This window comes from [Clostridium] scindens ATCC 35704, from assembly GCF_004295125.1.
GTDB classification, from domain to species: Bacteria; Bacillota; Clostridia; order Lachnospirales; family Lachnospiraceae; genus Clostridium_AP; species Clostridium_AP scindens.
The window spans coordinates 689983-713383 of sequence record NZ_CP036170.1; the positions used below are offsets into that span (position 1 = coordinate 689983).

The 23401-nt window shown below is 44.7% G+C and carries 20 protein-coding genes and 4 pseudogenes; all 24 read right to left on the minus strand.

The window, feature by feature from the left end; all coding sequences use genetic code 11:
• Nucleotides 1-2: 2 nt before the first annotated feature.
• The 24 genes and pseudogenes from uraA to HDCHBGLK_RS03705 all read right to left on the minus strand — a co-directional run bounded on the left by uraA (nt 3) and on the right by HDCHBGLK_RS03705 (nt 23390).
• Nucleotides 3-1265 carry a uracil permease gene (uraA, locus tag HDCHBGLK_RS03575; protein ID WP_004607457.1) on the minus strand — a complete coding sequence of 421 codons (1263 nt, stop codon included), beginning with the start codon at nt 1263-1265 and terminating at the stop codon, nt 3-5.
• 174 nt (nt 1266-1439) lie between these two features.
• Nucleotides 1440-2897, minus strand: coding sequence for a xylulokinase (xylB, locus tag HDCHBGLK_RS03580; RefSeq protein ID WP_004607456.1), 1458 nt, complete (start codon nt 2895-2897; stop codon nt 1440-1442).
• Between the two features lie 83 nt (nt 2898-2980).
• Complete coding sequence (locus tag HDCHBGLK_RS03585) at nt 2981-4465, minus strand: L-fucose/L-arabinose isomerase family protein (protein WP_039909782.1); 1485 nt, start codon at nt 4463-4465, stop codon at nt 2981-2983.
• Nucleotides 4466-4501: 36 nt separating this feature from the next.
• Nucleotides 4502-5119: a DUF4867 family protein gene (locus HDCHBGLK_RS03590; RefSeq protein WP_004607454.1), complete on the minus strand. Its 618-nt coding sequence runs from the start codon at nt 5117-5119 to the stop codon at nt 4502-4504.
• Between the two features lie 162 nt (nt 5120-5281).
• On the minus strand, nt 5282-6121 hold the full coding sequence (locus HDCHBGLK_RS03595; RefSeq protein ID WP_004607453.1) for an AraC family transcriptional regulator: 840 nt from the start codon (nt 6119-6121) through the stop codon (nt 5282-5284).
• A 6-nt stretch (nt 6122-6127) separates the two neighbouring features.
• Complete coding sequence (locus HDCHBGLK_RS03600) at nt 6128-7093, minus strand: carbohydrate kinase family protein (protein WP_009249753.1); 966 nt, start codon at nt 7091-7093, stop codon at nt 6128-6130.
• A gap of 101 nt (nt 7094-7194) precedes the next feature.
• Nucleotides 7195-9183 (minus strand): DUF6449 domain-containing protein, encoded by a 1989-nt coding sequence (locus tag HDCHBGLK_RS03605; RefSeq protein ID WP_233440733.1) that lies wholly within the window; start codon nt 9181-9183, stop codon nt 7195-7197.
• Nucleotides 9158-10054 (minus strand): ABC transporter ATP-binding protein, encoded by an 897-nt coding sequence (locus HDCHBGLK_RS03610; protein ID WP_004607450.1) that lies wholly within the window; start codon nt 10052-10054, stop codon nt 9158-9160. The genes HDCHBGLK_RS03605 and HDCHBGLK_RS03610 overlap by 26 nt, the downstream gene beginning before the upstream one ends.
• Before the next feature lie 195 nt (nt 10055-10249).
• Entirely contained in the window at nt 10250-10453 is a 204-nt protein-coding gene (locus HDCHBGLK_RS03615) for a hypothetical protein (RefSeq protein ID WP_004607449.1), read from the minus strand.
• A gap of 1 nt (nt 10454) precedes the next feature.
• Nucleotides 10455-11447 (minus strand): SPFH domain-containing protein, encoded by a 993-nt coding sequence (locus HDCHBGLK_RS03620; RefSeq protein WP_004607448.1) that lies wholly within the window; start codon nt 11445-11447, stop codon nt 10455-10457.
• A gap of 335 nt (nt 11448-11782) precedes the next feature.
• Complete coding sequence (locus HDCHBGLK_RS03625) at nt 11783-12025, minus strand: hypothetical protein (protein ID WP_004604852.1); 243 nt, start codon at nt 12023-12025, stop codon at nt 11783-11785.
• A complete protein-coding gene (locus tag HDCHBGLK_RS03630; protein ID WP_004607446.1) occupies nt 12018-12791 on the minus strand; it encodes an ATP-binding protein in 774 nt (257 codons plus the stop codon). The genes HDCHBGLK_RS03625 and HDCHBGLK_RS03630 overlap by 8 nt, the downstream gene beginning before the upstream one ends.
• A pseudogene (locus tag HDCHBGLK_RS03635) lies at nt 12784-14218 on the minus strand (IS21/IS408/IS1162 family transposase). Before HDCHBGLK_RS03635 ends, HDCHBGLK_RS03630 begins: the two are co-directional and overlap by 8 nt.
• 587 nt (nt 14219-14805) lie before the next feature.
• Nucleotides 14806-15042 carry an AIPR family protein gene (locus tag HDCHBGLK_RS03645; RefSeq protein WP_233440734.1) on the minus strand — a complete coding sequence of 79 codons (237 nt, stop codon included), beginning with the start codon at nt 15040-15042 and terminating at the stop codon, nt 14806-14808.
• Entirely contained in the window at nt 15006-15368 is a 363-nt protein-coding gene (locus tag HDCHBGLK_RS03650; RefSeq protein ID WP_004607441.1) for a hypothetical protein, read from the minus strand. The genes HDCHBGLK_RS03645 and HDCHBGLK_RS03650 overlap by 37 nt, the downstream gene beginning before the upstream one ends.
• Before the next feature lie 54 nt (nt 15369-15422).
• A complete protein-coding gene (locus HDCHBGLK_RS03655; RefSeq protein WP_004607440.1) occupies nt 15423-15644 on the minus strand; it encodes a hypothetical protein in 222 nt (73 codons plus the stop codon).
• A 176-nt stretch (nt 15645-15820) separates the two neighbouring features.
• The gene (locus HDCHBGLK_RS03660; RefSeq protein ID WP_004607438.1) at nt 15821-17833 is read right to left on the minus strand and encodes an AlwI family type II restriction endonuclease; all 2013 of its coding nucleotides are present in this window, start codon (nt 17831-17833) and stop codon (nt 15821-15823) included.
• A complete protein-coding gene (locus HDCHBGLK_RS03665) occupies nt 17818-19737 on the minus strand; it encodes a Dam family site-specific DNA-(adenine-N6)-methyltransferase (RefSeq protein WP_004607437.1) in 1920 nt (639 codons plus the stop codon). The genes HDCHBGLK_RS03660 and HDCHBGLK_RS03665 overlap by 16 nt, the downstream gene beginning before the upstream one ends.
• Entirely contained in the window at nt 19737-19955 is a 219-nt protein-coding gene (locus tag HDCHBGLK_RS03670; protein ID WP_004607436.1) for a helix-turn-helix domain-containing protein, read from the minus strand. The genes HDCHBGLK_RS03665 and HDCHBGLK_RS03670 overlap by 1 nt, the downstream gene beginning before the upstream one ends.
• Before the next feature lie 165 nt (nt 19956-20120).
• A complete protein-coding gene (locus HDCHBGLK_RS03675) occupies nt 20121-20936 on the minus strand; it encodes a TRM11 family SAM-dependent methyltransferase (protein ID WP_004607435.1) in 816 nt (271 codons plus the stop codon).
• Between the two features lie 59 nt (nt 20937-20995).
• Nucleotides 20996-21154, minus strand: a pseudogene (locus HDCHBGLK_RS19920) (group II intron reverse transcriptase/maturase); the annotation flags it as partial.
• Nucleotides 21145-22160 (minus strand): annotated as a pseudogene (locus tag HDCHBGLK_RS19210) (IS3 family transposase); the annotation flags it as partial. The pseudogenes HDCHBGLK_RS19920 and HDCHBGLK_RS19210, both read right to left, overlap by 10 nt.
• A 48-nt stretch (nt 22161-22208) precedes the next feature.
• Nucleotides 22209-22367, minus strand: a pseudogene (locus HDCHBGLK_RS19925) (maturase); the annotation flags it as partial.
• Nucleotides 22368-22589: 222 nt separating this feature from the next.
• The gene (locus tag HDCHBGLK_RS03705) at nt 22590-23390 is read right to left on the minus strand and encodes an SDR family NAD(P)-dependent oxidoreductase (RefSeq protein ID WP_004607430.1); all 801 of its coding nucleotides are present in this window, start codon (nt 23388-23390) and stop codon (nt 22590-22592) included.
• Between the last annotated feature and the right edge of the window lie 11 nt (nt 23391-23401).

The following is a 23401-nucleotide window of genomic DNA, read 5'->3' on the forward strand; positions in this document are numbered from 1 at the left end:
TCTTATGCCTCTTCCCTGTCATTCGTTAATTTTAATTTGTCAAGGATATAGAATACCAGGCTCAGCGCCATTCCTACCACACAGGCCAGCACCATGCCTGTCAGCTGAATATTTCCAAACTTTACCGAGATTCCAGACAGTCCGGTTACAAATACCACACTTGTCAGCGTCAGGTTCCTGGAACGTCCATAATCCACCTTGGAATCCACCAGGATACGGATGCCGGATGCGCCAATCATACCGTACAGGAGAAAGGATATGCCCCCGATGACTGGTCCCGGGATCGTCTGGATCAAAGTGGAAAGCTTCCCTACGAAGGAACAGATAATGGAAAGGACGGCAGCGCCTGCGATCACCCTTACGCTATATACCTTGGTGACAGCCATCACGCCAATGTTCTCGCCATAAGTCGTGGTCGGTACGGAGCCGATGCATCCGGATAGCATGGTAGAAAGGTTGTCCCCCAGTAAAGACCGGTGAAGCCCCGGGTTCTTCAAAAGATCACGCCCTACAATCTTGCTTGTTACTACCTGGTGTCCAATGTGTTCCGATGTAATCACCAGCAGTACCGGAAGGATGATCAGGATGGCCTCCATGCTGAACTTCGGCATCTGAAAATTCGGCATGGCAAAGATGGACGCCTTTGACACTTCCGTAAAATCAACGATGCCGCAGCAAAGCGCAGCCATATACCCTGCGATCACCGCAATCAATATCGGTACCACAGAAAGAAAGCCTCGGAAAAGGATGTTTCCGAAGATCGCCACTCCTAGCGTCACCACGAATACGATCACGTTCTTGGGGTCTACCGTCTTCTCCAGCAGTCCCGCATTGCCGGCTGCGCTCCCCGACAGTTCCAGCCCGATCAGCGCAACCACCGGTCCCATAGCGGCCGGAGGCAGCACCACATCAATCCAGTCTGACCCGAATTTATAGATGATCAGCGCAAGGACGCAGCCGCAGAATCCCACAGCGACGAATCCTCCCAGCGCATACGGATACCCCATCTCGCTGATAACGATTCCCGCCGGCGCAAGAAAGGCAAAACTGGAACCCAGATAAGCCGGCGCCCTTCCCTTGGTGATTAAGATAAACAGCAATGTCCCCACGCCATTCATGAACAGCACGATGGCAGGGCTGATTCCAAACAGGAACGGCACCAGCACGGATGCCCCGAACATGGCAAACATATGCTGGATGCTTAACGGAACCAGCAGCCGGAAAGGAACCTTGTCCTCTATCTGGATGATTTTTCGACTTTCCATTTTATTTCCTCCTCTTGTTCTTCACTCTCAAAACCTACATTCTTTTATATTTTATCATAAGGAAGTGGGGAATGGAATTAGGAATTTGGGGGAATTGAGGGAATTGGCGAACCGCCCGAGGGGAGGGGGCGTGGATTTCTCCGAGGCATTGGCGCCTCCATCTCCAAAATTCTCTTAATATAATTCCTTCACCGTAGGATATATCCTCCGGAACTTCTGATACCTTTCCTCGTATTTTGCCACCAGTTCCGAATCTGGTTCTACCGTATCTACTACTTTTACCAGTTTTTTGGCGATCGTCTCCACATCCGGGTAGGCTTTGCAGCCCACTGCCGCCAGCATGGCCGCGCCAAGCGCCGGTCCTTCCTCGCTCTCGATCACATCTACGTTCATGTTCATCACATTTGCGATGATCTTCTTCCACAGCGGGCTTTTGGCTCCGCCTCCGCAGATCTTCGTGCGCTCGATCTGGATGCCAATGCTTCTTGCCACTTCCAGGGAATCCCGAAGGCCGAATGTGACGCCTTCCAGCACGGCCTGGGTCATGTCCTCCCTTGTGGTATCCATGGACATTCCGATGAACATGGCGCGGGCATCCGGGTTATTATGCGGGGAACGCTCACCCATCAGGTACGGAAGATAAAATACATGATTCTCGCCAAGCCTGGTAATACCGGACTGCTCCGCGGCAAAGTCCTTGGACTTTAATATCTCCTCGCTCCACCATTTGTTGCAGGCGGCCGCGCTCAGCATACAGCCCATCAGATGATAATTGCCGTCCGCGTGGGCAAAGGAATGCAGGGCGTTATGCTCATCCACGCCGAACTTCTTGCTGGAAATGAAGATGGTTCCCGAGGTTCCAAGGGAAATATTGCATCTTCCCTCTCCTACCGTTCCGGTTCCGACTGCAGCCGCCGCATTGTCCCCCGCGCCTGCGATTACTTTTACCGACTTTGGCAGCCCCAATTCTTCGGCAATCCCGGGCCTTAGCGTGCCCACCACTTCGTAGCTTTCATGCAGCGCAGGCAGCTGCGCTTTTGTAATGCCGCAGATATCCAGCATTTCCTCTGACCAGCATCTGTTCTTTACATCCATCAGCAGCATCCCTGACGCGTCAGATACATCCGTGCAGAAAGAGCCGGACAGTTTGTAGGCCAGATAATCCTTGGGAAGCATGATTTTGCTGATTTTCCCAAAATTCTCCGGCTCATGCTTCTTCATCCAGAGAATCTTCGGCGCGGTAAATCCCGCAAATGCGATGTTCGCCGTATAAGCGGACAATCTTTCCTTGCCGATCACCCGATTCAGGTAATCCGTCTCTTCTCCTGTCCGTCCGTCATTCCACAGTATGGCCGGGCGGATAACATTGTCATCCTTATCCAGCGCCACCAGCCCATGCATCTGTCCGCCGAAGCTGATGCCTGCGACTTCTTCTTTGTCACACTCCTCGGTCAGTTCCCGGATGCCTTCCATGGACTGTTCGAACCAGTCCTGCGGCCTCTGCTCCGACCAGCCCGGGTGCGGAAAGAACAGGGGATATTCTTTGGAAACGATATTGCGTATTTTGCCTTCTTCATCCATCAGCAGCAGTTTTACCGCTGAAGTTCCCAGATCTACTCCTATATATAGCATCTTTTTTCCTCCTAGTATTCCATTTTAACTCTGTTCCTACTCATAATCTTGCACATACGACTTTCTATGCCTTTCCTTCCGTCTTATCGCCAGGGATTTTCCGTCGGATATCTGACGCCGGCAGGCTGATTATAGCCAATCTCTTCCACCGGCACGCCGATATACTTGAACACCTCGAACAAGGTCTTTCCGTGGTGGCCGAACGCAACAGCGCCATGGTGCGGATATCCGCCTTCGATCAATACATGGCGGTAGAACCTTCCCATCTCGGGAATCGCAAATACTCCAATGCCGCCAAAGGAGCGGGTTGCGACAGGCAGCACCTCTCCGTGGGCGATGTAGGCCCTCAGACGGCTATCCGCGGTACTTTGCAGCCGGAAGAAGGTAATGTCTCCCGGAATGATATCTCCTTCCAGAGTTCCCTGCGTCACCTCCTGGGGAAGCGCCCTTGCCATGATCTTCTGATACTTCATCTCACAGAATGCCAGTTTGGACGAGGCCGTATTGCCGCAGTGGAATCCCATGAACGTATCCTGTCTGGTATAATCGAATCTGCCCTTGATATCCTCTTCAAACATATCTTCGGGCACGGAATTGTTGATGTCAAGCAGGGTTACCGTATCGCCGCTCACTACAGTTCCGATGAATTCGCTCAGCGCCCCGTAGATATCCACCTCGCAGGATACCGGAATGCCCTGGGCAGTCAGGCGGCTGTTCACATAACAAGGCACGAAGCCAAACTGGGTCTGAAACGCTGGCCAGCACTTGCCAGCGATCGCTACGTATTTGCGGTATCCCTTATGTTCTTCCACCCAGTCTTTCAGCGTCAGCTCGTACTGTGCCAGTTTCGCAAGAATCTCCGGCTTCTTATTGCCCTCTCCCAGTTCCTCTTCCATCTCCCTGACAACGCCGGGAATCCGCTCATCCCCGTCATGCTTATGAAAGGCCTCGAACAGATCCAGTTCCGAATTCTCCTCGATCTCCACCCCCAGGTTATACAGCTGCTTGATGGGGGCATTGCAAGCAAGGAAATTCAGAGGCCTTGGCCCGAAGCTGATGATCTTCAGATTGCTCAATCCTATGATAGCCCGGGCAATGGGCAGAAATTCATGAATCATATCCGCGCATTCTCCTGCGTCCCCCACCGGATATTCCGGTATGTAAGCCTTTATGTTCCGCAGTTTCAGGTTATAGCTGGCATTGAGCATTCCGCAATAGGCATCTCCGCGGCCATCCAGCAAGCTGCCGCCCGTCTCCTCCGCTGCCGCCAGGAACATCTTTGGCCCGTCAAAATGCTTTGCAAGCAGGGTCTCCGCTATCTCCGGCCCGAAGTTGCCAAGATAAACCGCCAATGCATTGCACCCGGCTTTCCGTGTGTCCTCCAGTGCCTGCACCATATGGATCTCGCTCTCTACAATACAGATCGGACATTCATAGATTCCTTCCTCCCCGTATTTCTCTTGATAGGCCTTCATCAGATTCTCTCTTCTCGTCACGGACAGACTCTCCGGGAAGCAGTCGCGGCTGACAGCCACCACTGCAATCTTCACTTCTGGCATATTACTCATAATCATTGTACCTCCTTCTCCTATTTCGTCAAGTAATTATAGTGTAATATTTTCTCCTTTTAACCCGCAGAAAGCACCTTCGATCGCGGCCTCCTTATGGGCGATCAGCCATTTGTTCCTGGCCGCCAGAAGCCGATCCTCTCCATCCTTTCCAGGCTTAAAGTCCAGGTCTGTATTGGTTTCTTTCGGCAGTACGATGACGCATCTAAACCCATTTTCCTGTGCTGTACAAGGCGCATAGTGAAGCGTCGTCGCATATAGTTCCACCGCCGTCCCGGCCGGAACATAATATGCCTCTGCCCTTTCCGTATCATAGGTGTAATCCGCCTCTATATCCTGCTGCCGTCCCAGAAGCAGAATCAGATCGCTGGCCGCAATGTCTATCTCCGAGGAACGATGGTACTCCAGCGCATTCAGCTTATTATTATTGCCATTGCAATAGCCGATCTGGATGGGCAGGCCTCCATATGCCCGTTCTTTCAGTTTCGCCGCCACAGGCAGTCCTTCCAGTTCCTCCACGGACGCCACATAGATGACGCCGTCATCCGGTACCGGCGTGTGTCCCATCTCTTTCAGCAGCCGGTCAAAGCCATAACCTTTAAGCACCTTTCCGTATACGCCAAAAGACGGATCTGTTACCTTGCGAATCTCCATATTTTCTTCCTCCTTTTGCCTTCGTTTATTATAAGGTCATTATATCAACTTATTTTTTCTGTCACGACCAATTATTCACCCTGTTTATGGCAAATTCTTGTCTTTTTATTCAAAAGGGGACAGGGCAGATGCCAAGTGGTGACGTAACACTTTTGAAAAATGTTACGTCACCACTTGAGTCTCTGCCTGGCGCTTTCTATATTCGCTTGGCAGCATGCCATATTTTCTTTTGAATACCTTCGCAAAAGCCTTGCTGTTGGCAAATCCGTTATTACTGGCGATCTCGCCAATCGCATCCGATGTGTTCACCAAATCCTTGTATGCATATTCCAGCCTGATATGATCCAGATAGGTTTTATAATTGGTCCTGGCATACTTCTGAAACATCCTGGACAGATAGGTGGGCGAATAGCCGAAGATCTTCGCCAGGCTCTCCAGGGATAAGTCTTTGGTATAGTGATCCTCCATGTATGCCGTGATAGCGGAGAGCTTATTCAACTTCTTATTCTGGCGCACCAGATCCATGCTGACCTCCATCTCACGGTATTTGGTCACCAGAAGATACACCAGCAGGTAGAACTGGCCCAGAACTTTCAATTCATAGCCGCAGTCCCGGCGGGCATATGTTTCATACATATCTTCGATGAGGCGCATCACTTCCTCGTCCTGAAGTCTGGAACTATGGGAGAAATAGATGAAACGTTCCTCCGTATAGTAATTTTCGAACGTGACAAGCGGTATCTGAAGCACAATGGTCCGGTTGGCCTTTGGGGATTGGATGGAATGAATCTCATTGGAATTGACCAGCATGAATTCCCCGGGCTTAAGCGGGTATTCCTTCTCATTCAGGAAGAATCTTAATTCTCCCTCGAACAGCGCAAATATCTCTACCGACCGATGCCAGTGCTTCTCCCTGACGTAGTTGCCGTCCTTGCCTTCGAATACGAACATCTTAAATGGAATGTCGTCATTGGGCATGATGAACTCATGTGAATACTCCATGTCTGCTTATCCTCCATTTTCACAGGGTTTATCTGAAGCGCCAGCCTGTATCCACCCGGTCGCTCCCAATACCTGGACCGCCCTGGCCCCGCATGCATTTGCGTATTCGGCGCATTCCCGCAGCGTCCTGCCTTTCGATAATGCGTAGATAAACCCTGCGGCAAAACTGTCTCCGGCCCCGGTGGTATCGATGCATCTAACCCCCGGCTTTGCCAACACTCTGTAGCATTCCCTTCTGTTCCTTACCAGGCATCCTCTGGCCCCGCATTTGATGACGACATTCTTCACGCCTGCCTCAAGCAGGCGCTCTGCCGCTTCTTCGGCCGTGTCCTTCCCGGTCACCAGGCATGCCTCCTCCTCATTTGGCAGAATGTAATCTACACATTCCAGCGCCTCTTTGATATCCTCCACCGTCTCGCCGAGTTTCCTCTTGGTCATATCCGCGCACACCGTCATCCCCTGGCTCTTTGCCTGGGCAAATATCTTCTTAAGGCCCCTGCAGTCAATCTCAGGAAACACAAAGATGCTGGCAAAGCTAAGAATCTTTGCCCCTTCCGGGAATGGCATCCTGACATCTTCTATTTTAAGCCTTCTGAGGCTTCCATTGGCATTGGTGAGGAAACTGCGTTCCCCGTCTTCCTTGATCAGGACCACGTTGATTCCCGTAGGCATCTCAGGGCGTATCTGCCGGGGCTCTACCGCGATCCCCTCTTCTATGCACATCTCCCGGATCATCCGGCCTGCATGGTCATCCCCAAGTACCGTCTCCAGACGGACCTTTTTCCCCATTCTGGCCAAGATCACAGCCTCGTTCAATGCGTCTCCCCCGGTAGACATGCATATATCCTCCATGGGACTTGAGCCCGTACGAAACACTGCTTCGTCCGCCGGCCTCGCAAGCACGTCCATAATTGCCGCTCCTATCACCACTATTTCAGGCATCCCTGTCCCAACTGCTTTCTTGTTCTCCATCTGGCATCCCTTTCCACTCTTCATTATATCCCGGGTATTCCGCTATACTCCCTATTAGTGTACTACGCCGGGCCGATAACCGCAATTGGAATATAGCCATGTCACTTCGCCTTTCCATAGCACTGGGTAATGGTCACGGAACTGGTATCCTCATCTTTAATTTCAGCTTCGGCATACGTCCGTCCATCGACAGGATGCAGGATCGACTGGATCGCCAGGTCTTCCGGAACCAGTTTCCCTCGCCACGCTTCCAGGTCCTCTTCCTCCTGGTAGAACCTGATGCCTGTATTCCCGGTTCTCTTCCCGGTGCCGGATGGCATATTCTTAACCTTCAACCCTACGATCTTATAATCTTCTATCTGTTTCCCCACGTCTGCCCCATGCTCCTTTAGAAAATTACAGGTCCGGCCAAAGAATGGATAGATGGCGGCCCTCATATCTTTAGCGCTGACTTCTGATTCCAATTCTATGTAGCCGGCCGGAAGCGACTCCTTTAGTTCCGCAAGTTTCAGGCTATCAACATCCGCCTTATACGCAGCCAGAAAGTCTTTTTTCTCCTGGGCGGTCAGCCGAAGCGTCTGTTCAAGCACTCCGTCCGACCAGACCAGTCTTTCCTGATCCGCCTCCTTAATCTCAGTCAGCGGGTAGGCCTTCTCTTTGTATTCACCGCACTCATACACGCCGGCAAAGGCATCCAGGCTCTCTTCATCCACCGGGTAGGCCCGGTATTTCATTGCCCCGCTTTTCATCTCATAGCATACGGTAGCCGTCGTAACTCTGCCGGAGCCTTTTCCCTGTCGGCAAACCGTTCTTAGCCAGGCAAGCCCCTCCTCCATTCCGTTATCGTGCAAAGAATACTGCGCAAGCCTGCTGTCTATCAGATAATGATCCCTTCCCGCTTCAATCTCTTCATATTGGGCCTGGTCAATATCCACCCCATTCATGAAGATGGAAAGTCCCTTTATCTGGTCCGGCCGCGGGTAGAAGCCATCGAAGGAATCCCGGCCTTCGAGAAAGGCAAGCGCCGCCACGCATACGGCAATGCATTCCGCCGCCAACTGTCCCTTCCTGCGTGCTATCTTTCTTAGAGGAACCCTTACCAGCCCCTCCACCAGAAGATGGACTGCCAGCGTGCCGACAACTCCGGCTAGCGTCAGGCACAGCACGCCCTTTAAACCTCCTTCCTCCATTGTATGGAAGATCTTCAGGATCAGGGTACAGGCGCATAGGCCCGCAAGCACAGATAGCAGGAACTCTGTCACGCGTTCCGCCAGCCGGCTGGCAAAGTCCCTTCCTGTCATCTCCGTCTTTCTTCTTCCCAATACCAGCAGAATTGCTACACCCAGAAGCAATATCCATGCGAGTGCGGCGCATATCTGCCCTCCTTTTGGGAAGTACTCCAGTACCTCCCGCTTCTCATACAGGAACGTTCCTGCCAAAGTATCCGCAAGCCTTGCAGGTACCAGCAATCTGCCGGCCTCTTCCAAGAGCGGGATGCGGTAAAACGTATGAAAGATCTCTTGGGACATTCCAAGCAGGACGTACTGAGCCAGTATCTCGAAGTAAAACAGCAGAACGGCCAGCACCGCCACCGCAAAAGCCACTCTGCCCGATACAGCAGCCGCCATCAGCCCCATATGGTAGAACAGCAGAAAGACCAGAAAAAAAACGATCACGCTGCGCACGGTATACACACTGGCATAAGGAGCGAACAAGGTATCGTGGCCTGCCTGATACACGGCGCATACCGCCTGGGTGATAAGAAACGGAAAGGCAAAATGCAGCAGCCCATGGAAATAACGCGTCCAGAATATCGTGTTTCTCTTTACCGGAAGACTATAGTAGAAGTCCTGCTTCTTCGCCTGAAACAGGTAGCCGAATTCTGAAAACGCCAATAAAATACCAAGTCCCATACACAGATAAGAAAGTTCCGCGCTTCCAATTCCAAAAAATAAAAAGTCCGTATCTACAGAAAGCGACATGACTTTGAATATCAGATACAGCGCAAATCCTCCCCAGGCAAGAATCGCGCTGATATGCCCCCGCCCTGCTTCCTTCAGCCAATTACTGTAATACTTTGCGGATGTCATAACCATTTTCCTCCATCTCTGCCATAAATATCTCTTCCAGCAACATCGGCACCTCCCTGCAGAAGATGGGATTCCTCTGCCGGATATTCTCCAGGGCCTCCTCTTTCTTTCCTCTGACGATCACCGTAGTAAAGTAGCCGTCACGATGGCAGCGCACAATCGACGGATGCTCCGCCATCAGCGGCTCATCCTGCTCGAACACGCACTGAATCTTAGTCATCGTTCCTGCCTTCTCCCTCATATCCCCGGCCAGCAAAAGGCCTCCTTTGTGCAGGATTCCAATCTCATTGCAGAAGTCCTCCAGATCCTGTAATTTGTGGGCTGCCACCACAACAGTAAGAGCGCGCTCATGGATTTCTTTTCCAAACAGGTTCTTCATCGCCTCCGTCACCACCGGATCCAATCCGTCAAATACCTCGTCGCACAGCAGGTAGTCTGTATTGGCGCATAAGGCCATAATCAGAAACGCCTGCCTCTTCATTCCCTTGGAAAATGTACGGATCGGCCGCCGGATATCCAGTTCCAGCCGATCCGCCATATAACGCACGCCGTTTCGGTCCATGGCGGAATACTGCTTCTTATAGAATCTGGCCATATCCTCCATGGTGGCTGTAGGGAAGTAGTAAGGGTCGTCCGGCAGATAAAAGAATCGTTCTTTTGCCCCGGGATTTTCATAAGCGACCTCTCCATTGATCCTGACCGTCCCGGCGTCAGCCTTAAGAATTCCAGCCATTACTCTAAGAAGCGTGCTTTTTCCGGCCCCATTGGTTCCCAGCAGGCCAAATACTTTTCCTTCAGGTATTCGGAAGGAGACTTGGCTCAATGCAGCAGTGTCATCAAAATGCTTGCTTATGTTCTCAATCTCTATCATCTGACTCCTCTTTTCGCATAATACCTTTGTTTTATATGTTACAATTACTTAATAAATTGTAACATATCTGTAATATACTGGCAAGTTTTCAAGATTGCTGTACCTCTGCATACTTCTGCCATCCCGCTGACGTCCTTCACTCATTCCAAGAGAAAGACCCTCGGGAAATTTATTTCTATTCCCCGGGGGTCTTCTTTATTCAATATCTAATTCTGGCGGCACATCCAGTTCGTGCGGTACAGGCCTGCCGTTCTTCTTTCTCTGTCTTACACATTCCGTCAAGAGATATTCTATCTGACCGTTGACAGAACGGAAGTCGTCCTCTGCCCAGGCGGCGATTGCATCGTAGAGTTTGGCTGAGAGCCGAAGCGGAACCTGTTTTTTCCCTTTATCTGCCATATCAATAAAGTGTTCCTGAATTTACGATCGGCTGTGCATCATGATTTCCACAAAGCACTACCAGCAGATTGGATACCATTGCCGCCTTTCTCTCTTCATCCAATTCTACCACCTGATTCTCATTCAGCCGTTCCAAAGCCATCTCAACCATCCCCACTGCACCGTCTACGATCATTTTCCTGGCATCAATGATAGCAGATGCCTGCTGTCTCTGCAGCATGGCCGCTGCAATCTCAGGCGCATAAGCCAGATAGGTAATACGTGCCTCGACGATCTCAAGTCCTGCCTCTTCCACCTTTGTCTGGATCTCTTCCCGGATTCTGGAAGCCACCACCTCGCTGGAGCCTCTCAGGCTTCCGTCGTCAGCAATCCCATCTCCCGTGGTGTCCACGTTGGGAGCCACATCATAAGGATACAGTCGCACGATGTTCCTCAGAGCGCTGTCGCACTGTAGGGACAGATATTCCTTGTAGTTATCCACATTGAAAACTGCCTTTGCCGTGTCAACTACCCGCCATGTCACCGCAATTCCAATCTCAACGGGGTTGCCAAGACAGTCATTGATCTTCTGCCGGTTATTATTCAAAGTCATAATCTTTAAGGAGATCTTCTTATTTCCGGATTCCGCGCCTGCACTCTGGCCGGATTCCTTTCTCTTGCCTCCATCTACATCGCCGCTCTGGCTAAGTCTTGTCTTGGACGCCGGGTTGACGCTTGTGCAGAATGGATTCACATAATAGAACCCGTTATCTTTCAGCGTGCCGATATATTTGCCGAACAGCGTAAGCACCAGCGCCTCCTGCGGCCTTAAGACCTTCAGGCCCAGGAATGGGATCCAGCCGATACAAAGCCATATGCCTGCTATAATTCCTACTGCCACATGCTCCCCAGCCACTCCATAGATCAGGCCTGCTGTTGCCGCTCCATATAGGAGAAGAAGTACCAGAAGCATAGCCATGCCATACCGTTTGCCCTTAAAAACCTTTTCTTTCATAATTCATACCGCCCTTCTATCTTTTGATGTTTTAATGATATCATTTTGATATCAGTTTGTCAACAGTTACCTGCGCATGAATGTAAATTCTTTTTAGAATTATACGGAATATCCTGAAAAGCCAAAAAGGACCTTCCGATTTTTCGGAAAGTCCTTTTGAATTCAAATAATTCAATATTATTCGATGATTGTAGCATGGTTTTTGCAAGCACTTTTTGGAAAAAAATGCAAAATATTTTTGGAGAATGTTGCATCTCCAAATTGGAGAAAATTGCAAGGCCTCGGCTGGCAGCTATTCTGCCAGCTACATAGCCATTGCAGACCATATTTAGTTGTTATAGCGTGAGATATGGAAACGGAAGTTCCGAGTTTTCATCTTCATGTGCATGTTCCCTGAAATAGCGGAACTCCTCATCCAGCTCTTTATAATGGATAAAATCATTTAGATATCTCAGATCTTCTTCTGCGCATCGGTGATCTTCTATGAGATCAAGAAGATAATCATTCATCTCCTCATAGCGTTCCTGAAGATTTTGATATTTTTTCTGTTCTTTGATAACTTTTTTATTTTTAGCCATTGTTACCTGCCTCCTGACTGCTGATTCTTGAAAGAGTTGCATTGATGCTTGATTCACGTAACCGATTATTGATCCCCGGGAACAGAATCAGTTCCACATGGTGAGTGAGCCTGCCAATCAGTGCTGTTGTCATCCGTTGGTCATAAAGAACGTTCACCCACTGTGAGAATTCAAGATTCGTGTTTAAAATCACCGATTTCTGCTCGTGTATCTCAGAAAGATAATCAAACAGAAGCTGTGAACCGGTGCGGTCATACGGAACATATCCGAATTCATCCAGAATCAGTATCCGGGCACTGTTAAGCTTCTTTTTCAGTGCAGTAAGCTTTCCGCTGCTCTGACTCTCGGAAAAGAGATTGATAAGTCCGGCAGTGCGGTAGAATCTTACCGGAATTTCCTGATTACATGCAGACATTCCAATCAGAATGGAAAGCATTGTTTTACCGGTTCCTGTTCCTCCATACATGATGACATTTTTTCCTGTATGATAAAACTCCAGGTCTAACAGGCTTTGGAAGCTGACGTCTTCCGGGAAATCTATCTCATCTGCCCTGAATTCCTCCACACGGTATCTACGTGGGAAGTCGGTGGTATTGAGGAACTTGCTCTTCCTTCTTGCTGTACGGTATTCAATTTCGTTTGTCAGGAGGTTTAAAAGGTATTCCTGCGGTGTGTCTCCTTTCTGCTCGAAAGCCTGTCCTGCAAAGTTCGTGGGCAGCTTGAGCTGTTTGCAGCATGCTGCAATAGATTTTTCTATATCAGCCATTTGAGACACCTCCCTTCTTAAGGGCGGCATCCAGCATTTTCAGATCATTTCTGAACGGAATGACCTTCTGCTGTGGCAGTAAAACTTTGTTTTCAAGCGGAGGCAGAAGCGGTACATCTGCATAGGTTCGCCTGTAAAGGCTCTGCAGACTGTCCGGATCTGTGGCATTCAGCCGGACTGCTTCGTCAACTGTTCTGACAGCACTGGCAAATCCGGTTCTTTCCGTAAGTTCTGCAAGCACCTTCAGGACACGTCCGCGTTCCTTGCTTTCGCAGTTATCCATGTATATCTGCATGGTTTGTGGCATCATGTCATATATGCCGCTGTTTCGAAGAGAACGGGGTTTCCTGGCGATATATGTAAGGTATGGCAGCCAGTCCATTCTTTCATGTTCATTGCCGTAAAGGCGCTTATGACGCACCACTTCGTGCATATCTTTGTCCATGACAATCACATCAGAGGATGTAATCTTGAGATTTACAATGGACTCACAGAAAGCCGGTGAAGCAGAATAACGGTGCTTTCCTGCGTCAAGAGTAAACTTTCCATATTTATCCGTTGTTGCCGTTGTGTAAAGTGCCGTATCAAACGGAACGGAAGGAAGCGGCAGTAAACGAGCCTTATCTTCTTCAAACAGTTTACTGATAAAGCGGTCATCATCGTCATCATAGTGCTCACGCTGCATATCGATTTCACAACGATCCAGAAGATGCTTGTTTTCTTTCACAAGATCATCAAAGCGGGGTACCGGTACAAGTTCGTTGCGGCGCAGGTAGCCAACCTTGTTTTCCACGTTTCCTTTTTCCCATCCGGATTCAGGATTCATAAAAACCGGCTTAATGCGGTAGTGTTCACAAAAGCGTTGAAACCGCTCTGTTACATTACGCCCGCCACCTTTGATGATTTCGGTAACAATGGTTCTGGTATTGTCAAACCAGATTTCCGTGGGAACACCACCGATGTGCTCAAATATGGCAACCAGTCCTTTCAGAAGACATTCCATGTTTTCGCCATAATTAAGCTGGAGGAAACCTCCGTTACTGTAGGGAAAACTGAGCACAAGGTACTTAGCCTCGTGATGAAGCCTGTCATTTTCATAAAAATCGGCTGTTCCAAAGTCTGACTTAACTGCAGCCGAAACCATCTGCTTCATCCTTGAGGCGTTTAAATACTCTTTTGGCTGTATGCCGTTGCTTTCTTGGTGCAAGCTTGTCTGCCTGTAGCCATTCATCAATCAAAGGTTTGAATGGGTCAAGATTGGATTCGTGAACCTCTGATGATGCAGGTTTGGGAGACGGATTGTTAAAGTCCTCCATATCCACATATTTTTTGACCGTTTTCCAGTTAAGGCCGGTCTCAGATGCGATTTCAGAAATGTTCTTATCTTGCCGGTAGAACATATCTCTGATATGATGTATCTGATCCATTGTAGTTGACATTCTCCTTTCCTCCTTGTCTTTATTGTTTGGACTACAATAAAGATAAGGTTAATGGTTTTTGGATATACCTGCAATGGATCTTTTCATGGGAATGCTCATACTTGGTGGCTGCCACTCAAGCGCTACACCGTTCCTGAGAGTTTCTAGCGAATGCCTTGCAACTTTCTCCAATTTGGAGATGCAACATTCTCCAATTCCCGTTTGCAACTTTCGGTAATTCTATTTTACAATAAACAGTTTTGGAGAGTTTTGTTATCATAGTGTTATCACAACATTCATTACAAAACGCCATATGAAAACTATTCAGAAAAAAAGTAAAGGAAGAGAATAAATTACTATATTTCGTGACGACAAAGAGATTCCCCGCGAACCCTTTATCCACAAGGGTTGCGGGGATATTTTTTCTTTGCAAACTGTCAAAGACAAGAATATAATTGTGGAAATTTTTCAAATTCTTTTCTAAGTCTTACCTGCTGCTTATCATTACTTCTTAAATCAGATGGCAAGATCTCATTCTGTTTATTGTTATTATTAATAATTTCTTCTATTATCTTAGGAGCACTACACACAATAAATCATATCGGTACAAGAAAATCTTCTTTTAAACGTTCAACAACTCCGATAGTTCCTGTTAATTGTGTACCGTTAATAATAGTTATACCATGTACTTTTGTTATATTGTCATTGTCTATTTCATAATCATTTACTAGTGCCGTCAATCCATTGTTATATGCCCAGAATTTTTCCGGTTGTTCCTGTACCGTATCCATAATGCCTAAATTAATTTTATTTTTTCTTTTTCCTGCTCCCAAGTAATTTCTCGGATTGCCAGAAAAAAGATCATCTTTATACAACAAATAAAGCTTTCGTATCCAACTTCCTTTTCTGCCGTTACACAAGATTTCCACTTTACTCCCTTGACTTCAAAGGCTTTTCCATTTCCTTCCACATCGATCAACTTTTCGCTAGTAATTCTTTTACTAGAACTATTGTACCAACGCTCGATTGTATTATTTCCCACCTCTAGTGCAACTATTTTAACAGAATTATCACCGGCTAAATCATTTACTAATTTTTGTGCTGCAATTTGTACAGTGTTTAATTCCTCCTGAACTTCTGGATTGTTTTTTTCATTCATATTATGAACATACCAAAAATAAATTGTATTAATATCGCCTTCCTTGATCGCCTCTTACAACTCACTAACTGAATCTTTTATTCTATCTGGTATATCATTTATATCTCTTGCAAAAACCCACGATGCTGCTACGTTTAAATCACTTGCTTTATTTACTTTAGCTAAGTCTGTCTCCGTTGGATTTTTCTTCATATAAGCTTGAGCAACAACTGCAAATCCTGCATCTCTATCTATATAAATCAAATGGCACTTTTTATCGTCACTTCCATCTGTCAATGCTTCCTAAGCAACCGATAATATCTTCAATATCATATCTCAATTGTAGTGCATACAATAATAATGAATTGTCCCCGTATAAATCTACCAAATCAGTTCGTCCTTTATAATTTCTTACATAATTATACATCATCTACTCCTTATCTTATGCACGGTTACATTTTTTATACTTTTATTTACAATATCTTTACGCATCCATCGCTAAATACTTTAGGATAACTTAATGATATTATCTCATTTTGAAAAGCAACTACATATGCACGAATTGTACCTTCACCAAATCTTTCATGTAATATCGTCTTTCCATCAGCATATAAGCTAAGCTCATCTGAAATTCCGTTCAAATATGGGAATCTCTTACTCTTCGCTTTAGACTCTGGAAAACATACATCAATTGCAATTACTTGTCCTTCGCCGTATCCCGGATAATTTATCTTTGCCCCTGGTGGCACTATAGGCAACTCCTTATCCTTACTTGCCAGAATTCCTTTTTCCATTCTTTTTATTTCTTCATTAACTGCAATACATATATATGATTTCCATCCCGGTGCATTTAAAATATCTCTTCTCGTTTCACATAGCAAAATTAACTCACGTAATTTTTCTGGATTAGCGTGACCTGTTCTAAACATAGCCATAAAATATTCTCTGTACTGAGCCAATGTTAGTGGAACAATATCCAGCCTCTGTTTTAAATCTCCTTGTACATACCAAATTCCATGTCTAAATGTTTCTGCCGTATTCGTATCTATTTTCACTGCAATAAACATTCCGTATACTGGTTTGTCATATTTTAAAACTGCATCGGATACATGCCTTCTTACAGGTTCTCCCTCCATTGCTTCCTGACGTGATGATGTTGACATAGTAACTTCTGTTAAGATAGTAAAATCGTTAAATTCACAATATAAGTCACCTTTTCCACCGCCAGCTGCAGATACTGGAAGAAAATCAGAATCCAATTTAAATCCTCTCACCTCATAAGGTTTATTGACCATATGATCAATAGCTAAAGATGCTCTCCATAAAATCCATTCCAAATATGCAGGAGTTTCATCTTTTGGTACTTCAATAACATTATCATCATCGTATGTACGCTTTCCACCGCCCTTGATCAATAATTCCATATAGTCTGCTATTTCTTGCCATTGATTGCATTGCTCTTTTGCATACTGGATTTCATCCGTTTGAAATAATACATTTTCCAAACGTCGTCTGGCAATATTAATTTCTGTTGCTGTGTTCAACGGAAGATCATTAATATCAAATAAAATTTGTCTACTCTTCATCTGCTTTATCAAATCATTCAATAAAGCCTTAGCAGTATCCAAATTATCCGTTGGTAATTCTGCACCTTCACATAATCTCTTATATTGAACCGTTATTGGTTCTTCATTCGATGTAGACTTTGCCAACCTTTCAGCCAGAATATGTTTAGCCGGAACAATAACCATTCCTCTACCTTTTCGCTGTAACACTCCTGAAATACGTAAATATCGCATGTTCATATCACTATAGTCTAAAAAATTATCTGCTTTTTTATCATAGTGCTTTCCACGTTCTGCAACTTCTTTTTTATCAAAATTACGCTTTGATGGTGCTTGCTTTCTACGGATACGCAAATCCAAGATATTATTTACAACCTCTTCAATTGAATAACTCGGATTCGTCGTATGTCCCCACAACGCAAATTCTATCCTTGTAATTTCAGAACTTCCTGTCCGCTTCTCTAACTCCAACATAATTGCCAATATCCACCTCAATGGTGAAAAATAAGAATTCCCATCTGGCGTAGCAAATTGTTCAACACTCAATGCTCTTAAATAGCACTCTTGTACTGCTGGATATGTATCTGCTTTTAAGAAAGTTCGTCCAAATGGTGTTATATCGTCTAAATTTCCCAGTTCCTCTTGTTCTACATCTTTCTTCTTCACTTGTGGATAGATGAATCCATTTTTTGAAAACATCAAACGCCACTTCCGAGCATGACTACCAGATGTATCTTTACCAGCTTCATTTTGAATAATTCCTTGATCGTTAAGAAAATTCATGAAGCCAATTTCATTCTCTTTTCCACGAAGTTTTCCTACATACGGTGAATTTGCAAATACTTTAAAGCCTTCCTGTATTCTATTTGGATTTCGTAATCCAGTATTTCCCACCAACCAGATATCTATTTTTTCTTCCATACGTCTTCTCCATTAAATCCAACAAATAAATATTCCTGTACTTTATTTCGATTTGTCTTAGCATGTTTTTGATTTCCAAAAGAATATGTATAATCTATTGGCACTACTTCTACATGTTCTTTATACTTAGACATAAGCGCAACCATTTCATCTTGTGTTGGTTGACTATTTGAGGAATAAGATACAATCAAAATACTATCTGAAAACTTTTTGAACAGCTTATCAAATGCATCTGCAGCACCTTTTCTAGTTGAAAATGGTGTAGGATATGATTTAAATTTCTTTGTTACCGTATTTTCTTGTATTTCTACGCCTTTCCAATCTCGTGCCAAACCTTCAACAAAATGGTATCTACGCACATATTCATTGTCTGACAATGGAGAATAATACGGTGGATCAATGTACACCAAATCCGGATGCTTAATTTTTACTTCCATTGCATCTCCATGCTTAGATTTATTTTCGCATCCATTATCAAAAATTGCATTATTAATACTTTCTACTGCTTCCAGAAATTGTTGTTCTAAAGATTTCAGCAAATCATTTCGTCCGTCATTATAACGATCTCCAGTATATGTGAAAATTCCTCTTGGTCTTTTCTTTGTACAGGCTCTAATCAGAGCTGTCATTGCAATTGCTTTCTTGTATTGATCTCTAATTCCAGCGATGTTGGTTCGCAAAATATCTATCAACTTATTTTCTTCATCTTTATAATATAAGCCTTGAAATGTATTTTCTACAAAATGATCAGACTCTTTTTTCTCAATCAGTAATTTTTTTGCTTCCTCCAAAGGCAATATAACTCTATTATTTTCCACCATTGCTTTTGTAAAAGTTGCTGACATTGCCATATAATCATTACTAATCACAGTTTTTCCCTGAGCCTTAAACATATAACCAACAATTCCAGAACCAGAGAACAAATCCACTACTGCATCAAAATTAAACTGCGAAGCTACTGCCCAAATTTGTGGCAATAATTTACTTTTGGATCCCATGTATCTAGTTGCTGGGTATTTCATTACCTGCTCTGGCAAAGGTTTCGGTACTATTTTTAACATAGACTTCTGCTTAGGCAAGATATCAACAATAATATCTTCGCCTTTTCTTTTGTTCCCATTGCAAGAAATGTACCTTTTTGTTTGAATAACCTCAATCTTATAATCCGCATATAACTCATGAACCAGTGGATGATTAGAATTTGTCAATATTACATGACAACCTAATTCCTGCAATCTTTTGACTTCTTTAGCCAATTCCACATGATCCTCTTCATAAAATTGCTCCTTCGTATATCTCTTAAAATCTGAATATTCTGAAATTGGCAGATATGGGGGATCTAAAAAGATAAAATCTCCCGGTTCTACATATTCCTTCAATACTGATAAATAATCACCACATGTTATAGTCGCTTTTTTCAATACCTCTGAAGCAGCATATAAAGCCTCTTCATCGCAAAAATTCGGTGCTTTATACTTTCCAAATGGGACATTAAATTGCCCTTTCTTATTGACACGATACAAACCATTAAAACATGTTTTATTCAAATAAATAGTTCTTGCTGCTGCTTCTTCTTTTTTTAGTTTAAGCCAATCTAATGAACGTACTTCATAAAAATCTTCTTTAGTATTTTTATATTTTTTCAGATATGCTATAACATTCTCTACGTTATCAGCAACTTGTCGATACATATTAATCAACTCTGGATTACTGTCTGCAATTATTGCTTTATCCGGACTTAGTGCAAAAAATAATGCCCCTCCACCGATAAATGGCTCTATGTATTTTCCATATTTTTGAGGAATTTTAGGCATGATATCACCTAACATCTGAGTTTTTCCACCAGCCCATTTCATAATAGGCTTCGCCTGTATATGTTTTTCTTTCTTTAAAACTTGTTCCATCACGCCTTTTCCCCTTCAATCTCTATTATTTCCATGATATCGCTAATATCACATTTTAAAGCAGTGCAAATTTTCACCAAGACATCTGTAGTAACATTCTCGTTTTTTCCAAGTTTCGCCACTGAAGCATGACTAATGCCTGCAGCCACACATAAATCTTTCTTTTTCATATCTCTATCGATAAGCAATTTCCACAATTTTTTATAACTAACCGCCATATTTTACCCCCTAAACCATCTTTCATCTTTCATAGTAAATATTGCTATGTCGTTATTTTATCATGCAATTTCAGCAGTATCAACATTAATTTCAGCGATTGCAGACTTTTGCAAACACTTGTTCCCGATTATAAGACCTTACTTCACCTACTTCACATAACTACTTCACATAGAATTATAACAGTCCGTTTTTTCTAATATAAAGATATACTCATGTGCTAACATTAAAAATTTTCTTTCTCTTCCCTCCCAATAATAAGCTGATCGACAATTATGCTGTTCCTTTATAATGATTTCTTTAAGTTTAAATCCAGCCTCTACAAATTTCTGCATAGAGTTCATCCCCAAAGGCAACACATAACCTTTCCTTCGTATATCTCCAATCATAATTGCACATATTCCTTGCCTCTTTAATACCCTATATGATTCTCTTGCAACCTGTTCCAGTTCCTTCAAGAACTTCTCATATTTTAAATGCGAAATATCTCCCGGGATTTCCTTACTGTATCGTATAATATCTGCATATGGCGGATGCGTACAGATAAGATCTATACTTTCATCTTTTATAAATGATAAATTATTTGCATTTCCCTGTTTTGTGAATATTTTTGATCTTTCTTGACAAGTAAAATTTAGATTTGTGTTAGATAATTTGACAGCTTCAGAATTTATATCAACGCCGATTGCATTTCTTCCCAGCAACTTTGCCTCAATCAACGTTGTGCCACTGCCTAAGAATTGATCCAGTATCCAATCTTTTTTCTTTGAATATCGTAAAATAAGGTTTCTAGGAATGTATGGAGACCAGTTTCCTCTATATTTTCCTGAATGTGTAGCCCAGCTTCCTCTTTCCGGAAAAGACCATATTGTTGTATCTTCTAATTTAAATTTTTCTGGCGCTTCTCTTATAAAAATCTCCCCTTTCTTTTTCTGACCATTAAAATAGAAAAGTATTATGCCGAGTTCAGAAAGTAAAAACACAGATAAATCCTAAGTAAGAATACTGGACGTATCTCGGCATAACATCTGTCTCGGCATAATCCGCCCTGTGGTGTACCCACAATGGAATCCTCGTATTCATCATCAATCATGATTCCACTGACAAGATACTTTCTTATGATGGAAATAACAACTCCATCTTTGATTGTTCTACCAACAATGGTCATCAACTTATCATGGTTTACTGTGTCAAAGAATTGAAATATCGTTCCATTGGTGCGTTGTCATATGGACATCCAGCTTTGCTCATGCTTTGTGTTACGTGGACTGATTCACAATACTCAACGAATGCTTTCGATGTATACTGTGCCCCCTGATCACTATGAAGGAGTAATTCTCCTTTTCGCACCGGCTACGAATCCAATGCCTTCTGTAATGTCCGGATGGCAAGTTCTGAGTTGATATGACGGTCCGTAATATTCGCAATGATGCTGCGGTCATACGGATCAAGTATACTGCAGTTATAACGCACCTCTCCATTTTTCAGGAACAGATAGGTAAAATCTGTACACCATTTTTGATTCGTCCGCTCAGCAGTGAAGTCTTGGGCCAGCTTATTATCAAATACCTTATGTGGCTTCCCATGCATATACTCCGGCTTTTTCGGACGGACAATCGCATACAGCCCCATCTCTTTATTCATATACTTATGAATGGTCACAGGACTGTAACGAAACCCTTTGCGTGCCAGATAAACAGCCATGCTCCGGTATCCGTCCACGCCATTGTGCTTGTGGTAAATCTCACGGATCTGCGCCTGTACTTTAGATTTTTGAGTACAGAAATCAGCCTTCCGGTGTTTCGGGTAGTTATAGTAAGCATTGGGACAGATATTCAATGGCCGTAGCAGCCAGCGCAGCCCTAGATCTTTCTGATATTTTTCAATAAACCGATAAGCCTCTAATCGATTTCTTTTGCAAAGAATGCCGCCGCTTTTTTTAAGAAGAGGTTCTCCTTACGGAGTTCTTCATTCTCTTTGCGGAACTTAAGCATTTCTTTCATATAATCGTATTCTTCTTTTATTTCCGGGCTTGTCTGGCATTCTTCGCGTAATTGGCTGCACCACTTGGAGATACTGGCTTTTGAGACGCCATATTCAGATGTGATACTTTGGTAAGTGCGTCCTTCTTCTTCGTGGAGACGGACAATCTTCTTTTTAAACTCTGGTGTGTAATTCTGTGGCATGATAAGAACCTCTTTTCTCATCGTTTTTAGTATATCTTATTAGCCACCATCGTTACAACTTTATTATAGCACTTCAGTTAACACTTGTGCTATGGCTTGTTGTACATATCTGTCTGTTACTGTTGGTACTCCCAGGTTTCTGACACCGCCATCAGGCTTTGGTATCTCCACTCTCCGTACTGGTTGAGGTTTATTATACTTTCTTGACCTCAACTGCTCTTTGATAATTTTGCCGTTCTTTGCAAGATGGTGACTTCCTTCAGATTCCACCTCACGATGGACACCCTTGTCAATCGGCTATATACTTCCTCGTTGCCTAGGCGTATTTGGGACTTTCACCCTTTAGAGCGCGCCCATGGCGCGCAAACCAAACAGCCGTCATTATCATAGGATAATGACGGCTGTTATAAAAACCTGCTAAATATATGAACTTCTAACTGCACTTACAGTTTATGGCCTAAGCCCCATTCCGCCTTCCAGCGTAATAGTCTCACCACTCATGAACTTGAAGTCCGGAGATGCCAGCTGAACACAGACGCGTCCGATTTCCTTCTCCACATCTCCATAGTGGCCGGCCGGAGGCATCTTTACATTCGCTTTAAATGCATCTGGATATGCCTTCTCGAAATTCTCAAGCTGAACTGTCCATGCAAGAGGACACACAACATTAACGTTAATCCCGTCTTTGCCCCACTCCGTCGCAGCCACTCTTGTAAGACCGCGGATACCCTCTTTTGCTGCCGCGTAAGAACATTGTCCGTAATGCCCGAACAGCCCCGCGCCTGATGCAAAGTTAATAACGCTTCCCTTCGCCTCTGCCAGATACGGATAGCACGCCTGCATATAATAATAAGCCGCATACAGCCCGGAATAAATCGCCAGGTCAAACTGCTCTGTCGTGTGATCGGCAATTGAAACTCCTGAAGCAGATGCCTGTGCATTATTAATCAGCACGTCAATTCTTCCAAACTCCTCAACTGTCTGCTTAATAACCTGTTCGACAACCGCTTTATTATCAGCGCCTGCGCTTACGTCAGCCTGAACTGCAAGCACTTTAATCCCGTAGAGCCTCTCCAGTTCTTCTTTTGCATCTTCCAGTTTCTTCACATTACGTCCCGTCAAGGTCAGATTGGCCCCCTCTTTCGCGTATGCGGTCGCAATCCCATAGCCAATAGAACCACAGCTTCCGTCACTTAATGTCGCTCTTCCCCCGCCTGTGATAATGGCTGTCTTACCTGTTAAAAATCCCATATGAAATACCT

Excerpts from the sequence above, each read along its gene's own strand:
- HDCHBGLK_RS03590 (WP_004607454.1), bottom strand. The coding sequence starts at position 5,119 with ATGGAGATTCGCAAGGTAACAGATCCGTCTTTTGGCGTATACGGAAAG.
- HDCHBGLK_RS03665 (WP_004607437.1), bottom strand. The coding sequence starts at position 19,737 with ATGGAACAAGTTTTAAAGAAAGAAAAACATATACAGGCGAAGCCTATT.
- HDCHBGLK_RS03600 (WP_009249753.1), bottom strand. The coding sequence starts at position 7,093 with ATGGAGAACAAGAAAGCAGTTGGGACAGGGATGCCTGAAATAGTGGTG.
- HDCHBGLK_RS03605 (WP_233440733.1), bottom strand. The coding sequence starts at position 9,183 with ATGACATCCGCAAAGTATTACAGTAATTGGCTGAAGGAAGCAGGGCGG.
- HDCHBGLK_RS03705 (WP_004607430.1), bottom strand. The coding sequence starts at position 23,390 with ATGGGATTTTTAACAGGTAAGACAGCCATTATCACAGGCGGGGGAAGA.
- HDCHBGLK_RS03630 (WP_004607446.1), bottom strand. The coding sequence starts at position 12,791 with ATGGCTGATATAGAAAAATCTATTGCAGCATGCTGCAAACAGCTCAAG.
- xylB (WP_004607456.1), bottom strand. The coding sequence starts at position 2,897 with ATGCTATATATAGGAGTAGATCTGGGAACTTCAGCGGTAAAACTGCTG.
- uraA (WP_004607457.1), bottom strand. The coding sequence starts at position 1,265 with ATGGAAAGTCGAAAAATCATCCAGATAGAGGACAAGGTTCCTTTCCGG.
- HDCHBGLK_RS03615 (WP_004607449.1), bottom strand. The coding sequence starts at position 10,453 with ATGGCAGATAAAGGGAAAAAACAGGTTCCGCTTCGGCTCTCAGCCAAA.
- HDCHBGLK_RS03585 (WP_039909782.1), bottom strand. The coding sequence starts at position 4,465 with ATGAGTAATATGCCAGAAGTGAAGATTGCAGTGGTGGCTGTCAGCCGC.
- HDCHBGLK_RS03595 (WP_004607453.1), bottom strand. The coding sequence starts at position 6,121 with ATGGAGTATTCACATGAGTTCATCATGCCCAATGACGACATTCCATTT.
- HDCHBGLK_RS03620 (WP_004607448.1), bottom strand. The coding sequence starts at position 11,447 with ATGAAAGAAAAGGTTTTTAAGGGCAAACGGTATGGCATGGCTATGCTT.
- HDCHBGLK_RS03670 (WP_004607436.1), bottom strand. The coding sequence starts at position 19,955 with ATGGCGGTTAGTTATAAAAAATTGTGGAAATTGCTTATCGATAGAGAT.
- HDCHBGLK_RS03660 (WP_004607438.1), bottom strand. The coding sequence starts at position 17,833 with ATGGAAGAAAAAATAGATATCTGGTTGGTGGGAAATACTGGATTACGA.
- HDCHBGLK_RS03650 (WP_004607441.1), bottom strand. The coding sequence starts at position 15,368 with ATGAATGAAAAAAACAATCCAGAAGTTCAGGAGGAATTAAACACTGTA.
- HDCHBGLK_RS03625 (WP_004604852.1), bottom strand. The coding sequence starts at position 12,025 with ATGGCTAAAAATAAAAAAGTTATCAAAGAACAGAAAAAATATCAAAAT.
- HDCHBGLK_RS03610 (WP_004607450.1), bottom strand. The coding sequence starts at position 10,054 with ATGATAGAGATTGAGAACATAAGCAAGCATTTTGATGACACTGCTGCA.